Here is a 14601-nt window from a genome sequence, read left to right as displayed (position 1 = left end):
TTTACTCCTTTCTATTTATTATTTTTTTGTATAAATCTATCTCACGAATATCTATGGGTTTATCAGAAGGAACAGCTTGGTAATATACTTTCACCCCCTCTTCTACAAGTTCTTTTAATATTTCTAACTCTTCAGGACTAATAGAAACATTTCTGTATAATACTTTTCTACCCGGTTTTGCTCCCATCCCCCCTATATTAAGTTCTTTAAATTTTATAACTTTATCATAAATAAATTTTGCAACCTGAGGAGTTTTAATGAGAATCATTGTATGTTCATCCTTTATTTCTGTCTGATTCACATTTTGAAACATTACTGCAGAAAAAATCTCCAATTTAATTCCTGGAGGAGAAACCATATAAAGAACTTTTTTTAAAAAATCATCTTTATAGACATCATCATCAACAATAATGATTTTACTTATATCTAAATGCTTAACCCAAGCAGTTACCACTTGTCCATGTATTAACCTATCATCAATCCTCACAAAAATCATAATTTATCTCATCTCCTTACACAATGCGGAATATCTGTTTATTTCATCTCTCTAATTTAAACTCATATATCAAATCCTTAATACTTGCATGACCTATTTCCATACAATGTTTTTTCAGTTCCTCCAATGGCATACTTCTATTAGTCAATGCTTCTAGTAACATAGGCAAATTTACTCCTGTAATACACTCTACTTTTGAATTCATTAAAACTTTTAAATTCAGAGCCATTGCATTTGAAGGACTGCCTCCATACAAATCCACAAATACTAACACTCCTTCTCCCTCATCCAATTCTTTTATAGCTTTCAAACTATTCTCACGCAAATATTCAATATTGTCTCCATAAAAAAGTCCTAGTGACATTACATTCTGTTGCTTCCCAACTATCAGTTCAGCACTATTCAAAAGTTCTTTTCCTAAAGCTCCGTGGGCTACAATTAATATTCCAACCATCAGATCATCCTTTCTTTGTTATTAGTCGATTATTATATTAAATTTTCCTTTCTAAATAAAAGCAAATCTCATGCCAGTTATCTATGTTCAACCTTAAAAAGTAAAAAGGGCGATACTACTGGTTTTACAGAGTATCGCTAGCAAAAAATACATATGTGTTTTGTATTAGTTTACATGTGCCATCATTTAACTAAAAGTGTGTTAAAATGTGTGCTAATTATTTCAACTACATATGCTAGCTCTGAATCGGGAATATTTATTCCAAAAACTTCTTCTACTACTTCAAAATGCTTTTTAATAACCAAAAAAAGCTTATGATGAGTTTTCTTTAAAAAATCCAAATCTTCATAAGGTAAACTTTGGTCTTGTATCACTCTTTCAATCATGCAAGAACAATGAAATAAAAACTTTACCAAAATTTCATCATCATAATTTCCATTGATGTCTAACAATATCTCATTTAATACTTTTTCTAAGACTTCATAGGCTTTGTACGGATTTAAAAAGGTTAACGTTTTATCAAGAACATTTATTAAGTTTTTCTTGAAAAAAGGAACATTTAAATCAAACTCTGACATGTCTATCTTCAAGTCTTTGTCTTTGGTCAAAGCAAGGCTTAAAGTTGTAACTTCCGCTACTAATTTATCCAGGTTCATATTTGGCATTAAAGCTTTTCGTGTTGCTTCGATAACCAAAGGGGTACTTACCATTTCTATAGTTTTTGTTGGGATCCCTGTTTTTTGCGTAATTATTTCACCAAAAGTTACTAGAGAACCCATATCTACCAGTAGTAATACACCTTTACCTGTATCTATTTCTCTTGCAATTTTAACAGCCTTATCTAGCACGACCTCAACTTTTTCTTTTAATGGCATATCAATCGCTTTCGCATGGTCTACCCCTAAAAGGGTATTAGCTACATTTGCCATTGTAGTAGCAGCACTATCGCCATGAGCAATAACTAATACACCTATAGTTTCGCATTTTTTGCCTATTCTTAATGCATGGAAAAACATAGTTAAAAATACAATTTCACTTTCAGGCATTCTTACATATAATTTTTCCTCTAATTTTTCTTTGACCTTTTTTGCAATATTATATTCAAATTGAAATTCTTGAGTAATATTTTTTTGAGAAGGATAAGAAATAACCCTTCCCATTTTTATTCTTTCTAAAAGAGTAGAAACGTGCAATGCGATAGCATAAACAACTTTTGGAGTTATTAAATTTTCAAGTTTTTCGCTTATACCAGATATAGCATATTCAACAGCTTCTAAAATATTTGGACTGACAAATTTCAATAACACTTCACGGTTTACCGTTTCATTTTTATCTTCAATAGAATGCAAAAATTTCTCAAAATATTCATTAATTTCTTTTCCTATTTTTTCTCTAATCTCTTGGATGGTTAATCCTTCTTTTTCGTATTTTCCCCAATTATTAATTATAATTTCATAAAAATCATCTCTCGTCTTGTAATTATCCATAAGAAATGTATCTTTCACATCGATAAATTCTTTATTTCCCTCAAATATGACGTCTTCATGAAGGTTAACTTCTAAAAGAGATAACTCATTCCTTCTCTCTTTGATTTTAAATAAACCCTCTTGAATATTTTGAGCTAAAGTTGATAATTTTACCTCAACCATTTCTTTTTTAGAAACCATATATTCCAAAAAAGCTTTCGCGCATATAAGTTGGATATCGCTTTTTAACTGCCCTATATTACCAAGACATTCATATAAAAGTAGCGCTTTTATCACTTCTTTAGATACTTTAATGGGAATCTTAATCCGTCGTGATTCTTCCCAAAAAAACTGGCTGATAAAAGTAAATCTTTCCTTTAAAGTTCTACTTTCAAGACTGGGAAGCTGAATGAGGACAGGAACCCTTCTTAAAAAAGTAGATAACAATACAGACCTTGGGTCTTCCGTAGTAGCTGCAATTATCAATACTTTTGCTTTTCTCGTCGTAGTTGATTCTCCCATTCTCCTATAAATTCCTTTATCAATTAAAGTAAATAACATTTCTTGTCCTTCTGCTGGCAAACGATGTACTTCATCTAAAAATAAAACTCCTCCATCTGCTTCATCAATAATTCCTTTTTTCTCAGCAACTGCACCAGTAAAAGCACCTTTTACATAGCCAAACAATTGAGAGAGCAATAATTGAGGATTATCAGCATAATCTGCGCAATTAAATATAACCAAAGGTGCATCATCCGGAAAAATTCCAAGTTGTATTGCAGATTTATACATTGCCTCTGCAAAAGTAGTCTTTCCTGCACCTGTTGGTCCAATTATCAAAGTATGAAGCCCATTAGGAGGATAAAGTATTGCCGCTTTAGCTTTTTCTATTTGCTCTTTTAAGCTTTCATGAGCTCCTATCATATTATCTAATGCAGTATTTAAAAATATATTGCTACTTGTATTTTTTTGAGACTCTTCATTTCTACAAAATAATTTACTTTCTTTTAATAAAGAAATAAATTCTTCACGACTTCCAAAGACAGAATTTTCAATACGGCAACCCCACTTTTCTTCTAATGATTTTCTATCTAGATATAAAACTGGTTTGCCCTTAATTTTAATCGATTTTTTCTCTTTCACCAATTTATTTAACTCTCTGCTTGTATTAGCTCTATCAATTCCTACTAATCTCCCAATATATTCTGCTTCAAAACCAATTTTATTAATGCCATCTTTAAATTGCAGGCTTATAGTTAATTCTTTTAATTTTTGATAAATTTTATTTTTCCTGCTTGAATCGTCAAAAATAGTTATCACCTACCTTAGGTAACAGATTTATTTAATTATCCAATTACTTTAATAAAGTATTTCTCTACAAACTATAAAAATTCCTTCTTCCAAAATAATTTTTTCGTAAAAATATTAAAAAAATGATAAAATATAAATAAAATAAAAAAGCCACCACAAAGGAGGTATCCCCGTGAAGAGTTATAGAAAAGAGTTGTGGTTTGAAACAAAAAAGAGAAGAGAATTTATAAACATTACACCTCTTATAGAGGAATGCGTTAGGGAAAGCGGAATCAAGGAAGGGCTTCTTTTATGTAATGCAATGCACATTACCTCAAGTGTTTTTATAAATGACGATGAACCAGGCTTACATAAAGACTTTGAAAATTTCTTGGAAAAATTAGCCCCCGAAAAACCCTATGACCAATATTATCATAATACTTATGAAGATAATGCAGACGCTCATTTAAAGCGTACAATAATGGGTCGAGAAGTTGTAGTAGCTATAACAGATGGAAAATTAGATTTTGGTCCATGGGAACAAATCTTTTACGGTGAATTTGACGGAAGAAGGAAAAAGAGAGTGTTGGTCAAAATTATAGGTGAATAAAAAATCTCCAGTTTCCCGGAGATTTACAAAGTCCTTTTATAATCTTCATTGCTTATCTTGTCAGTTTCCTCTACATAACCAGCATTTTCATCATCATAGTCATCATCATAATTATCCAAACCGCTTTTTGTCTTATTAAATCGTGCAACCTCTTGGTAAGAATCCTCTGCATCAAATTGAATTTCTCCTTTTAAATCCTTATACCCCCATCCAAAGGGGTATTTTATCATTCTCTCTTCATTAGGCCTTGAATTCCTTAAATCTTTTAATTTCAAATCATTATTTTTAGCGCATTCTGCACAAAGAGCAGCATAAGGAAGGGCTTCTAATCGTTCTTCTTCAATGGGCTTATGGCAGTGAGTACATATCCCGTAAGTACCCATTTCCATCCTCTTAAAAGCCTCTTCTATTTGCCTTAAAATATGTTTTTCGTTGTCTTTAAGAGCATAATTTTTCTCTACTTCATAAACTTCAGAAGCAAAATCTGCCGGATGATTATCCAACAGAGAAAGTTCTTGATAATACTCTCTCTGTGCAATTCCACCAATGCCATCATTGTAATTCATTTGATTTATTGTGCTTAAGACCTTTTCCTTTTCTTTTAATAGTAATTGTCTAAAATGTTCCAGCTTTTCACTATCCATCATACCAACTCCTATTTAATATAACTTTTGATTTACAATCTTAACTATGTCAGCTATGATACTGCCAATTAGAGGTAAATTTAATACCACCAATTTTTGAAGTATATAAAGAACTATCGCACCAAGTATTGTAAAGCCTACTGCTATTCCAAAACCTCTTGCTACCCCGCCTATAAAGTTTAACCACAAAAGCCTATAAGGGCTTTGCATAAGCTCGACGTAATCAGCAATTTTCATCTTCTCCATCATCTCTGACATTTGGTCCAACTGCTTTTTTATTACAGTTAACATAATATTATTATTGTTTTTATATTCGTCTTTATTCAAGACTTTTTCCTCCTTACATTTAATTTTTCCAGTATCGTTTTCTTTATTACTGTAAAATAAAGCCTTTATAAACGTTTATTTATTCATTAAAAAAAATATGCAATCAATCTTGTATTTAATAATAGTTTACCTCAAAATATAATTCAAGTGAAGCGTTGTTGACTTTTAATTTTGCACATATTATCATTAATTTAAAGTACAAATTGTGGGAGTTGATAAAATGGATTTAAGTTTTAAAACAAAAGTAGTACATACTGGAAACTACATAGATAAAGAAATTCCTCCAATGCCAAAAACTCTTCCTATCTATCAAACTTCTGTTTTCACTTTTGACAGGTTGGAAGAAGTTTACGATTATCTTGGTGGTAATCCTTCAAGGTATATGTACACAAGACTTGGAAATCCTAATCAAACAGCAGTGGAAGAATTAATTGCCAGTTTAGAAGGCGCGGAAGCAGGACAATCTTGTTCATCCGGAATGGCGGCAATTTCTTCAGCTTTGTTGGCAGAAGTAAATTCAGGAGACCACATAATCGCCGCAAAAGATATTTACGGTGGTACAAACAGTCTTTTTAATGCAGAATTTAAAAGACTTAATATTGATGTAACTTTAGTAGATTTCTCCGATTTGGAAGCTGTTGAAAAAGCTATAAAACAAAACACTAAAGTGATATACATGGAAATCATGACAAATCCTCTAATAAGAGTTTTTGACGTTGTGGAAGTTGCAAATATTGCAAAAAAGCACAATATAAAATTGATTGTTGACAATACTTTTACAACCCCTTATTTGATAAAACCAATTGAATTAGGAGCCTATGCTGTAATACACAGCGCAACAAAATACATTAACGGCCACAGTGATGTCATCGCCGGACTTATAGCAGGTAATAAAGAATTTATCTCCCACACAAAAAGAATCACACAAAACTTCGGCGGTTCAATGAGCCCCTTTGACGCATGGCTGACTTTAAGAGGAGCAAAAACTTTATTCTTAAGAATGAGAGAACACTGTAAAAATGCAATGGAATTGGCTAAATTCTTAGAAAGCCATCCAAAAGTCAAAAAAGTGTATTATCCTGGACTTCCCTCTCACCCTGATTACAGTATTTCAAAGAAGTTGTTTAAAGATGAGTTTGGAGGTATGTTAAGTTTTGAAATAGAAGGTGGAGAACCTGAAGTAGATAAGTTTATGCAAGAGCTGAAACTGGTGAAATTTGCTCCTTCACTGGCAGGAGTACAAACCATGATAACTCATCCAAAATCCACTTCCCATAGGTCTCTCAGCAAGGAAGAATTAAACGCGTTAGGAATTTCAGAAGGGCTTATAAGAGTTTCTGTTGGAATAGAGGAGATAGAAGATATTATAAAAGACTTTAAACAAGCTCTTGACAAGATATAAGAAAAAAGTTTAGGGCTTTCCCTAAACTTTTTTATATTTCATCTAGCGCCTTTAATACCTCTTCAACGTGTCCATCTACTTTTACTCTTCTAAATATTTCCCTAACAATTCCTTCAGAGTCAATGATAAAAGTTGACCTTTCTATTCCCATTTTCTTTTTGCCATACATGTTTTTTTCTTTGTATACCCCATATTCTGTAGACACATTCGCATCTTTGTCACTTAGAAGAATAAAAGGAAGATTGAATTTTTCAATAAACTTTTTATGAGAAGTTTCATCATCTAAACTTATACCTATTACAACAGCATTTTTTTCTTCTATTGACTTTATGTTGTCCCTAAAAGAAACAGCTTCTTTTGTACAACCTGGAGTGTTATCTTTTGGATAAAAGTATAAAACAACCTTTTTACCTAAAAAATCTGAAAGGGAAACTTGTTTTCCATCATGAGTATTTAAAGTAAAGTCAGGAGCTTTTTTATTTAGCTCTACCATGCTATCCCTACTTTCTAAAATTATTTTCTTTAGATAATTATTATTCTTTATCTAAATTATATCTATTCTCTTTAAAAAATTCAATAGCTTTTTATCTCTCTCATCAATTCTTCAAATTGGGAAAAATCAAGGGACTGCTCTCCATCAGATAAAGCTTTATTGGGCTCAGGGTGAACTTCCACCATTATTCCATCTGCGCCAGCAGCTATTGCAGCCTTCGCCATTGGTATAATTAAGCTTCTCTTTCCTGTACCATGGCTTACATCTGCAATAATAGGCAAATTTGAAAGCTCATGAATTACTGGAATAGCGGCTATATCTAAAGTATTTCGAGTATAAGTTTCAAAAGTCCTTATACCTCTTTCACACATGATGATGTTGGTGTCTCCTTCAATAGCAATATATTCCGCTGCATAAAGCCACTCCTCATAGGTAGCTGAAAATCCCCTTTTTAATAAAACAGGCTTTTTGGTTTTTCCTACCTCTTTGAGAAGCGAAAAATTCTGCATATTTCTTGAACCTATTTGAAAAACATCAGCATATCTTTCAACAATTTCAACATCCCTTACATCCAAAACTTCAGTTACAACAGGCAAATTAAACATATCGCCTACATTTCTTAGCATTTTAAGTCCATCAATCCCTAAACCTTGAAAAGAATAAGGAGAGGTGCGGGGCTTATAAGCTCCTCCTCTTAAAGCATTTGCGCCCCAGCTTTTAACTTTTTCTGCTGTTTTTACAAGCATTTCTTCATTCTCAACAGCGCAGGGTCCTGCTATTATAAGTTTGTCTTTACCCATAGTTATATTCCCAATTTTTATTGATATTTTGTTATTTTTGTCGCCAATTATTTTAAGGTCCATTTTATCACCTTCATAAAACTTCTTTTAAGCTGGATACAAAACTCTTAACTTCCTGCAGCATTTCAGATTTATTATACCCTTTAGCAATTCTTTCTACAAGGGCACTCCCTACAATAATTCCATCACTAAAATCTTTTAATTTTTTCGCCATCTCCGGAGTAGATATGCCAAACCCTATCGCCTTTGGCATATTGGTGTATTGAGAGACTGTCTTCATATATTCTTCAATGTCAGTTTCAATATCCTCCCTCGCACCTGTCACACCTGTAATTGAAACGCAATATACAAATCCTTTGCCATTTTCAGTAATTAATTTTATTCTTTCTTTTGATGTGGGAGCAACTAAAGGTATTAAATAAATATCGTATTTATCTGCTTCTTCTAAAATATCTTTTCTTTCTTCAATAGGCAAGTCTGGTATGATAAGCCCATCTATCCCTACATCTTTTGACTCTTTTAAAAATTTTTGTATGCCATATTTGAATATAGAGTTATAGTAGACAAGGTAAACCAGAGGGATATCACTTTTTAACCTTATTTTTTCTACTATTTTCATTATATCAGGTATTTTTACACCTTTATTTAAAGCTCTTTGTGAAGAAGCCTGTATTGTAGGTCCATCAGCTAAGGGATCAGAATAAGGTATTCCCAGTTCTATTATATCAGATCCTGCTTCTTCCAAAGCCAAGACTATATCATAAGTCGTCTCTATATCCGGGTCTCCCGCTGTTATAAAGGTTATTAAAGCTTTGTGCCCTTCTCCTTTTAAGGCTTCAAACTTTTTGTCAATCCTATTCATAACTCCACCCCCAATACTTTTGCAACTGTATTTACGTCTTTATCTCCTCTGCCTGACAAATTTACAATGATAATATTGTCCTCACTTAAATTTGGAGCCAGTTTCATAGCATATGCCAAAGCGTGAGCACTTTCCAAAGCTGGTATTATCCCTTCTGTTTGAGATAAATCCATAAAAGCCGCCAATGCTTCTTCGTCTGTCGCATATACATATTGAGCTCTATTACTTTCTTTTAAAAAGGCATGTTCTGGACCTACACCTGGGTAATCCAGTCCTGCAGATATAGAGTATACTGGCATTATTCTCCCCTCTTCATCCTGTAAAAGATAAGTCATCATGCCGTGCAATACTCCTACAGAGCCTTTCGCCATTGTAGCTGCATGTTTCCCTGTCTCAATCCCTTCACCTGCAGCTTCCACGCCTATCAATTTTACCTCTTTATCTTCAATAAAGGGATAGAAAATTCCCATGGCATTGCTGCCTCCGCCAACACAAGCAATCACATAATCAGGAAGTCTTCCTTCTTTTTGAAGTATTTGCTCTTTTGCCTCATCCCCTATTACTCTTTGAAAATCTCTCACCATAGTAGGATAAGGATGAGGCCCAACAACAGAACCCATCACATAAAAGGTATCGTTTATATTCGTCACCCAATCCCTTATTGCTTCATTTACTGCATCTTTTAAGGTTCCCGTCCCTGATTTTACTGGTGTTACTTTTGCACCTAAAAGTTTCATTCTAAAGACATTTAAAGATTGCCTTTTTATATCTTCTTCTCCCATGAATATTTCGCATTCCATTCCAAACATTGCAGCAGCTGTAGCAGTTGCCACTCCATGCTGTCCTGCCCCTGTCTCAGCTATAACTCTCTTTTTATTCATCCGTTTTGCCAATAAAATCTGTCCCAATACGTTGTTTATTTTATGGGCTCCTGTGTGGTTTAGGTCTTCCCTCTTTAGATAAATCTTTGCCCCACCCAGCTTTTTAGTAAGATTCTCAGCATAATACAAAGGTGTAGGCCTTCCTGAATATTCCCTCAAGTAATACCTATATTCTTCCATGAAATCTTTATCCTGTTTAGCTTTTTCAAATTCCCTCTCTAATTCTATAAGCGCATTCATCACAGTCTCTGGCACATACTGGCCTCCAAAACGTCCAAATCTTCCATTCATCGAATACCCCTCACTTTTTCAATAAATGATTTCATTTTTTTAAAATCTTTATAACCTTCTGTCTCAACGCTACTGGAGACGTCAACAGCATATGGATTTACTATTTTTATAGCTTCCTCCACATTGTTTTCATTTAGCCCTCCTGCCAAAATTATTGGAACATTCAATTCAATCCCCTTCAAAACTTCCCAATTAAATGTTTTTCCTGTACCACCGTATTCGTTTTTTGTCAAAGTATCAAATACAAAACTATTTACTTTAAATTCTTTTGTTTTTTCCAAATCTTCTTTGTCTTTTATGCGTATTGCCTTCCACACTGTGAAATTTTTAAAATTATCTATATAATCCTGTGTTTCATCACCGTGAAACTGTAAAACATCGAGATTTAGTGTTTGAGCTATCTTTAATGCATTTTCCACTGGTTCATTTACAAAAACTCCCACTGTTTTGATCTCTTTATCAAGAAGTCTTATGAGGTATAAAGCCTGTTCTACCTCTACTTGTCTTTTGCTTTTTGCAAAGACAAATCCTACATAATCAGGTTTTAGCTCATTGGCATATTCAATATCCTCTTTTCTTCTCAGTCCGCAAATTTTTACTTTTACCAATTTATCCTCCTCCTTTTGCCTCCCTTACAAAATCAGTGATTTTGTCAATATCATCTATAATTTTCATAAAAGTCTCGCCAATTAATACGGCATCTACTCCCAATGAAGCTAAATACCTTACATCTTCAGGTATTTTTATTCCACTTTCGGAAACAATTATTGTACTTTGAGGTATATATTTAATCAAATTTTCTGTTGTGTTTATATCTACATTAAAAGTCTTAAGGTCTCTGTTATTTATACCTATTATGTCACATTCAGCTTCTAATGCTATTGCAAGCTGTTGTCTATCATGAACTTCCACAAGCGCATCTAAACCTACACTTTTAGACAAATTATAAAAATCTCTTAATTTGTCCCCTAATACGGAAACAATGAGAAGTACTGCGTCGGCTCCTAAAATTTTTGATTCATATATTTGGTATTCATCCACAATAAAATCTTTTCTCAAAATAGGTTTTGAACTCACTTTTTTTACTTCCCTGATATAGTTGTCATCCCCTTTAAAAAATTCCTTCTCTGTCAAAACGGAAATAGCGTCAATATCAACTTTCTCATATACTTTTGCAATTTTTACTGAATCAAAGTCTTCTTTTATAATTCCTTTAGATGGAGAGGCTTTTTTTATCTCTCCAATAATTGATATACCCTCTTTTTGAAGTGCTTTCTTGAAACTGCCAGAATAGCCTCCTTTAATTTCGTTAATTAGTTCCTCTACTGGCTTTATTCTTTTTTTCTCTTCCACCTCCTTTTTTTTGTGTCTCACAATCTCATCTAATACCATCAACTAAGCCTCCTTTGGTACTCCAAAATCTCTGTAAGCTTATCAAGAGCTAAACCCGTATCTATTAGATAATTTGCCACTTTTATTCCTTCTTTTAAATCTTCCACAACTTTTCCTATATATAAGGCTGCTGCTGCGTTTAAAACGACTATATCTCTTTTTGGCCCTTTTTCACCTCTCAAAATGTTCAAAATTATTTGAGCATTTTCTTTAGCGTCTTTGCCTTCTAAATCTTCAAGTTTTGCATAAGGGATACCGTAATCTCCTGGGTCTATCACATAATCAATGACTTTGCCTTCTTTTACTTCACTGACAAAAGTAGGAGAAGTAGTAGTTATTTCATCAAGGCCATCAAAGCCGTGAACCACCATAGCCTTTTCAATTCCCAATCTTAAAAGTACTTCAGCAAGAGGATGAATTAATTCTTTATCGTAAACTCCTAACACCTGTCCTTTTACAAATGCGGGATTTGTCAATGGTCCTAAAACATTAAATACCGTTCTTGTGCCTAACTCTTTTCTAATGCCTGCTACGTTTTTCATTGCAACGTGATATTTGGGCGCAAACAAAAATCCCATACCCTTTTCTTCGATTAATCTTTTTGTTTTTTCTGGCACCATTTCAATGTCAAATCCCAATTCCATCAAAACATCTGCACTTCCACTTTTACTGGAAACAGCTCTATTGCCGTGTTTTGCAACTTTTACTCCTGCAGCTGAAGCAATTATAGCAACCGCCGTTGAAATATTGAATGTCTTCCCCCCATCGCCACCTGTACCACAAGTATCTATCACGTAGTCCGAAGCAAGTTCTACTTTTATTGCGTTGTCTCTCATTGCCTTCGCGAAACCTGTTATTTCTTCCACACTTTCGCCTTTTAATCGTAGTCCTATTAATATGCCCCCTATTAAAGAAGGAGTTGCATTACCACTCATAATTTCATTCATAACAGCATAAGCTTCTTTTTCTTCAAGACTTTCATTTAAAACAATTTTTTTAATAGCTTCTTGTAACATGGTATCCCACCTCCAAAAAATTTCTCAAAATTTCTTTTCCCTGCTCTGTCAAGATAGACTCTGGATGAAACTGTAAACCATATACAGGGTATTTATTATGCCTTACTCCCATAATCACTCCTTCCTCTGTATAGGCTGTAATTTCTAAATTTCTTGGAAGAGTTTGTCTATCTATAACAAGAGAGTGATATCTCATTGCCTCTATAGGATTCTTAATATCTTTAAATATTTTTTCACCTTCGTGAAATACGAGAGAAGTTTTGCCATGCATTATCTTATCTGCTTTTACAATTTTTGCACCATATGCATATCCAATCGCTTGATGGCCAAGACATATTCCTAATATTGGAATTTTATGCCCTAGATTTTTAATGACATCAACACATATACCAGCATTTTCAGGCCTTCCCGGTCCAGGGGATAATATAATTTTCTCAGGATTCAGTTTTTCAATCTCTTCAATATCCATTTCATCATTTCTTATTACAAATATTTCTTTGTTCATTTCTCCCACATATTGATAAAGATTATAGGTAAAGGAATCGTAATTATCTATAATCAGAATCATCAAAGAACCTCCTTAAGAGCCATTGCCTTATTTAAAGTTTCACAGTATTCCATCTCAGGAATTGAATCATATACAATGCCTGCTCCCGCTTGAACGTAAGCATAACCTTCTTTGAAGAGAATAGTCCTTATTGCTATGCACATGTCCATATTGCCATTGTAGGAAAAATATCCAACAGCTCCTGCGTAAAAAGACCTTCTCACATTTTCAAGTTCGTCTATTATTTCCATCGCTCTTATTTTTGGTGCCCCAGAAACTGTACCTGCAGGAAGACAAGCTATAAGAGCATCAAAAGCCGTAAGTCCTCTTTTTAACTTTCCTGAAACAGTCGATACAATATGCATTACATGAGAGTAAAAATCTACTTCCATAAAACGCTCTATTTTTACACTTCCAAATTCACTAACTTTTCCTATGTCGTTTCTTCCAAGGTCAACTAACATCACATGCTCTGCCCTTTCCTTTTCATCTTTTAAAAGTTCCTCTTTAAGTCTTAAATCTTCTTCTTCATCTTTTCCTCTTCGCCTTGTGCCTGCAATGGGATTTGTAGTCACTTTGTCTCCAAAAACACTTACAAGGCTTTCAGGTGAAGAACCAAGAAGCTGAAAATCACCAAAATCGATGTAAAAAAGATATGGAGATGGATTTTTTGACCTTAATCTTCTGTATATCTCGAAAGGGTGGGAGCTTACTGCTGCTTTTAACCTTTGAGACAACACTACTTGGAATATGTCTCCTTTTTCGATGTATTCTTTTGCTTTTTCAACAATTTTACAAAACTCTTCTTTTGTAAAATTGTAATTGACTTCTTTTCCCTCTTGAGGTGAAAGGTCATGAAATTCTATGTTAGTTGATTTTATCTCTTGCAAAAGACCGTTAATCTCTTGTAAAACTTTCTCATACTCTACATCTTCATCAGGATATACGTTATAAACAATATAAATTCTGTGTTTAAAGTGGTCATAGCAAATAAAACTTTTATAAAACATAAAGTATACATCCGGTATATTTATTTCATCAGGGTTTTTATCCGGCAGTCTTTCATAAAGCCTTATCGTATCGTAAGATACATAACCCACAGCCCCCCCTACAAAAGGAATATCAAGTCCTAAAGGATTATAATTAACCTGTAAAACATTTTTTATCTCTTCAAAGGCCATACCTTTTTTATGCTCTTCTCTGTCTGTGATAATTTTTATATCTTTGTTGTAACTTAGAATTAATAAATATGGGTCTCTTCCTATAAAGGAATATCTCCCCCAGTTAGTACCTCCATTTGCACTTTCCAGTAAAAATTTGTTTTTGCCTTCAAGACTATAAAAAATGTTTATTGGCGTCAATTCATCTCCGTTTATTTCTGCATAGACTGGGAAGACATATCCTCTTTTTTTGTGTTCGCAAAAATCTTCTTTAGAAATGTTTACCACTTTATCACCTCCTGAAAATTAAAAAAGTCACTCCGCCCATTGGGGCGAAGTGACTCGCGGTGCCACCCAATTTGTCCTGTATTACTAAAAAAAGCATTTCACCAAAAGGGCGAAATGCTCGCTTGTGCCACCTTTTTAACACAGGACCACTCTTTCGGGTACGGAGATTCCTCGATACCCTG

General features: G+C 33.6%; 16 protein-coding genes and 1 other annotated feature (1 of these 17 running past the window's edge). Of the genes, 2 read left to right on the top strand and 14 right to left on the bottom strand.

Annotated elements, in window-relative coordinates; genetic code table 11:
• Position 1 precedes the first annotated feature (1 nt).
• From M663_RS0113140 to M663_RS0113130, 3 genes are all read right to left on the bottom strand, one after another.
• Positions 2-496 (bottom strand): PTS sugar transporter subunit IIB, encoded by a 495-nt coding sequence (locus tag M663_RS0113140; RefSeq protein ID WP_029689249.1) that lies wholly within the window; start codon positions 494-496, stop codon positions 2-4.
• 43 nt (positions 497-539) lie between these two features.
• Complete coding sequence (locus M663_RS0113135) at positions 540-950, bottom strand: PTS sugar transporter subunit IIA (RefSeq protein ID WP_029689248.1); 411 nt, start codon at positions 948-950, stop codon at positions 540-542.
• Positions 951-1132: 182 nt separating this feature from the next.
• Positions 1133-3736, bottom strand: a complete 2604-nt coding sequence (locus tag M663_RS0113130; RefSeq protein WP_273702744.1) for a sigma-54-dependent transcriptional regulator — start codon at positions 3734-3736, stop codon at positions 1133-1135.
• Between the two features lie 163 nt (positions 3737-3899).
• Between M663_RS0113130 and M663_RS0113125 the strand changes: the two genes are divergently transcribed.
• Positions 3900-4316, top strand: coding sequence for a secondary thiamine-phosphate synthase enzyme YjbQ (locus tag M663_RS0113125; protein ID WP_029689246.1), 417 nt, complete (start codon positions 3900-3902; stop codon positions 4314-4316).
• Between the two features lie 23 nt (positions 4317-4339).
• Here M663_RS0113125 and M663_RS0113120 read toward each other — a convergent pair whose 3' ends face one another.
• Both M663_RS0113120 and M663_RS0113115 read right to left on the bottom strand, forming a co-directional pair.
• Complete coding sequence (locus M663_RS0113120; protein WP_029689245.1) at positions 4340-4960, bottom strand: TraR/DksA C4-type zinc finger protein; 621 nt, start codon at positions 4958-4960, stop codon at positions 4340-4342.
• Between the two features lie 15 nt (positions 4961-4975).
• The gene (locus M663_RS0113115) at positions 4976-5287 is read right to left on the bottom strand and encodes a DUF5665 domain-containing protein (protein WP_029689244.1); all 312 of its coding nucleotides are present in this window, start codon (positions 5285-5287) and stop codon (positions 4976-4978) included.
• 220 nt (positions 5288-5507) lie between these two features.
• Here M663_RS0113115 and M663_RS0113110 point away from each other — a divergent pair, with 220 nt between their 5' ends.
• Positions 5508-6689: a PLP-dependent aspartate aminotransferase family protein gene (locus tag M663_RS0113110; RefSeq protein WP_029689243.1), complete on the top strand. Its 1182-nt coding sequence runs from the start codon at positions 5508-5510 to the stop codon at positions 6687-6689.
• A 31-nt stretch (positions 6690-6720) separates the two neighbouring features.
• Here the strand turns inward: M663_RS0113110 and bcp are convergent, their stop codons facing one another.
• The 9 genes from bcp to trpE all read right to left on the bottom strand — a co-directional run bounded on the left by bcp (position 6721) and on the right by trpE (position 14419).
• Entirely contained in the window at positions 6721-7182 is a 462-nt protein-coding gene (bcp, locus tag M663_RS0113105) for a thioredoxin-dependent thiol peroxidase (protein WP_029689242.1), read from the bottom strand.
• 80 nt (positions 7183-7262) lie between these two features.
• Positions 7263-8045, bottom strand: a complete 783-nt coding sequence (aroF, locus tag M663_RS0113100) for a 3-deoxy-7-phosphoheptulonate synthase (RefSeq protein WP_273702743.1) — start codon at positions 8043-8045, stop codon at positions 7263-7265.
• Positions 8046-8055: 10 nt separating this feature from the next.
• Positions 8056-8844, bottom strand: coding sequence for a tryptophan synthase subunit alpha (gene trpA, locus M663_RS0113095; RefSeq protein WP_029689240.1), 789 nt, complete (start codon positions 8842-8844; stop codon positions 8056-8058).
• Positions 8841-10016, bottom strand: coding sequence for a tryptophan synthase subunit beta (gene trpB, locus M663_RS0113090; RefSeq protein WP_029689239.1), 1176 nt, complete (start codon positions 10014-10016; stop codon positions 8841-8843). The genes trpA and trpB overlap by 4 nt, the downstream gene beginning before the upstream one ends.
• The gene (locus M663_RS0113085) at positions 10013-10624 is read right to left on the bottom strand and encodes a phosphoribosylanthranilate isomerase (protein ID WP_029689238.1); all 612 of its coding nucleotides are present in this window, start codon (positions 10622-10624) and stop codon (positions 10013-10015) included. Before M663_RS0113085 ends, trpB begins: the two co-directional genes overlap by 4 nt.
• A gap of 1 nt (position 10625) precedes the next feature.
• Complete coding sequence (gene trpC / locus M663_RS0113080) at positions 10626-11408, bottom strand: indole-3-glycerol phosphate synthase TrpC (protein WP_029689237.1); 783 nt, start codon at positions 11406-11408, stop codon at positions 10626-10628.
• Positions 11408-12424 (bottom strand): anthranilate phosphoribosyltransferase, encoded by a 1017-nt coding sequence (trpD, locus tag M663_RS0113075; RefSeq protein ID WP_029689236.1) that lies wholly within the window; start codon positions 12422-12424, stop codon positions 11408-11410. The genes trpC and trpD overlap by 1 nt, the downstream gene beginning before the upstream one ends.
• Entirely contained in the window at positions 12405-12992 is a 588-nt protein-coding gene (locus M663_RS0113070) for an aminodeoxychorismate/anthranilate synthase component II (RefSeq protein WP_003867685.1), read from the bottom strand. Before M663_RS0113070 ends, trpD begins: the two co-directional genes overlap by 20 nt.
• A complete protein-coding gene (trpE, locus tag M663_RS0113065; protein ID WP_029689235.1) occupies positions 12992-14419 on the bottom strand; it encodes an anthranilate synthase component I in 1428 nt (475 codons plus the stop codon). The genes M663_RS0113070 and trpE overlap by 1 nt, the downstream gene beginning before the upstream one ends.
• Positions 14420-14456: 37 nt before the next feature.
• Positions 14457-14601: a binding site (T-box leader), on the bottom strand; it runs 154 nt beyond the window's last position.

Origin of the sequence: Thermoanaerobacter sp. A7A, assembly GCF_000445185.1 — a bacterium.
Taxonomy (GTDB): domain Bacteria; phylum Bacillota; class Thermoanaerobacteria; order Thermoanaerobacterales; family Thermoanaerobacteraceae; genus Thermoanaerobacter.
This window is presented reverse-complemented; position numbering and strand designations above follow the sequence as displayed.